This is a genomic window from Rhodovulum sp., assembly GCF_011048875.1.
Lineage (GTDB): Bacteria > Pseudomonadota > Alphaproteobacteria > Rhodobacterales > Rhodobacteraceae > Rhodovulum > Rhodovulum tesquicola.
Window position 1 is genome coordinate 1 of sequence record NZ_DSDD01000019.1, and the last position, 1836, is coordinate 1836.

Sequence of the window (1836 nt, forward strand, 5' to 3'; positions counted from 1 at the left end):
CCATAGGGGTTTTCCGTCCAGTCCTTGTCGCCGCCATTGAGCAGGTCGAACAGGATCGCGCCCGGCACGATGGGCACGCGCTGCCCCCTCACCTCGAACCCCCGCCCCATCGCGCGCAGGCCGTCCGCCACGCCCGAGGCCGCATCCAGCCCGAAGGCCGAGCCCCCCGCCACCACCAGCGCATCCACCCGCTGCACCAGCCGCTCGGGCACCAGCAGATCGGTCTCGCGCGTGCCCGGCGCACCGCCCATGACATGCACCCCCGCGACGAAGGGCATGTCGCCCACCAGCACGCTGACGCCGGTCTTCACCCGCGCATCCACGGCCTGGCCGACCTTCAGCCCCGCGACATCCGTAATCAGGTTCCTGCGTCCCGGTCTCATTCCCGTCCCCGTCTTCCGGCCTGAACCATCCGGCCTCATCTATCGGATGCACCGGCCAGCCCGGCAAGGCGCTTTGCGTGGCCTCGGCGGGCCGCACCCGCGCGGGATGCGGGCCGCGTTACTCGAAGGGCAGGTCGAGGATCGGCCGGCAGGCGATGCGGCCATGGAGCGGCAGGAAATTCCGTCCGGCCCGGGTGACGTCCATCGAGAAGCTGTCGGGCAGGTCCCTTGCGGCGTCGAGCAGCGCGGCCTCCGGCGAGACGGTGAAGACGGCGCTCTCGCGGCCGGGCCGGGTCTGGCTGGGACCGCGGGGCGTGACGAGATAGATGCGCCGGTTGACCGGCACACGCAGCTTGCGCTCGGCGAATTCCGACGCCGCGCACCAGAGGTCGGACCCCGAGTCGCCCGCCCGGACGAACACCTCGAACTGGCCGGGCGCGCGCGCGTCGGGGACCACGAGGTTGCCGCGGAAGGTGCGGATCGCGCCGGGGGCGTCATGGGGGCCGACGGGGACGCAGGCGGTCAGGGCAAGGACGGTGCAGAGCGTCAAGGCAAGGCGCATGGGCGGTCTCCGGGGCGCGCGGCCGGGGCCTGTGTGGCGAGGATAGTCCGCACAGGTCGATCCGGCAAGGATCGGCCCGGCGCAAGCGTGCCAAGGGCCGTAGGGTGGGTGAAACCCACCGATGGCCGTTGGTGTGGGAGTTCGCAGGCAACGCTGACAGCCCAAAAAACTACTTCGGCCACTCTTTGGGAACGTCTGATAAACGGCTTCGGCAGCGCCGAGATGGCTACCTGAGCGCTTCGGCCGCTGCGAGACGGAGTTTTGTGGCTCGTTTCGTGTTTTCAGGCCCGCCAGACGGGCGGTCTGGCGGGTATCGGGCAGACTCGTCCTCATGCCATCAGCCTCCGTCGCACCAGGAACAGGTTGCCGAGCGCGAACAGGGTGAAGAGCTGGGCGCGGTTCCTGGCGAGGCCGCGATGGCGGGTCTTCATGTGGCCGAACTGACGCTTGATCACCCGGAACGCATGCTCGAGCTTCGCGCGCAGCATGGCGATGATGCGGTTGGCCTGTTCGTCGAGAGGATGCAGCGTGCCACCCTTCGGGGCCTTGCGCATGACATCTCGGGGTCGCGCGCCCTGGCCTTGTTCTTTGTCGAGGACGGTGCGTCGATGATTGTGGCATCCACCAACGTGCCCGAGCGTAGCGTGATCCCCTTGTCGGCGAGCTGCGTGTTCACATCCGCAAAGATCGCCTCGGTCAGCCCGTGCCGCTCCAGCAGATGGCGAAACTTCAGGATGGTGGTCTCGTCGGGGATGCGGTCGTCGCCGAGTTCGATCCCGGCAAGGCGGCGCATTGCCTCGCTGTCGTAAAGGGTCTTCTCGGCCATCGGGTCGCTCAGGGCATACCAGTTCTGCAGGAAGCAGACCCGCAGCATCACCTCCAGCGGCATCG

The 1836-nt window shown here is 68.5% G+C and carries 3 protein-coding genes and 1 pseudogene; all 4 read right to left on the reverse strand.

All coding sequences use genetic code 11. The annotated features are described in order from the left end of the window. The coding region (locus ENN83_RS00700; RefSeq protein WP_287182899.1) for a P1 family peptidase at positions 1–383 on the reverse strand (383 nt) is incomplete at its 3' end. 118 nt (positions 384–501) lie between these two features. Next, entirely contained in the window at positions 502–945 is a 444-nt protein-coding gene (locus ENN83_RS00705) for a hypothetical protein (protein WP_287182902.1), read from the reverse strand. 329 nt (positions 946–1274) lie between these two features. Then, the gene (locus ENN83_RS17085; RefSeq protein WP_414707597.1) at positions 1275–1499 is read right to left on the reverse strand and encodes a transposase; all 225 of its coding nucleotides are present in this window, start codon (positions 1497–1499) and stop codon (positions 1275–1277) included. Between the two features lie 5 nt (positions 1500–1504). Beyond that, positions 1505–1836 (reverse strand): annotated as a pseudogene (locus ENN83_RS17090) (transposase); the annotation flags it as partial.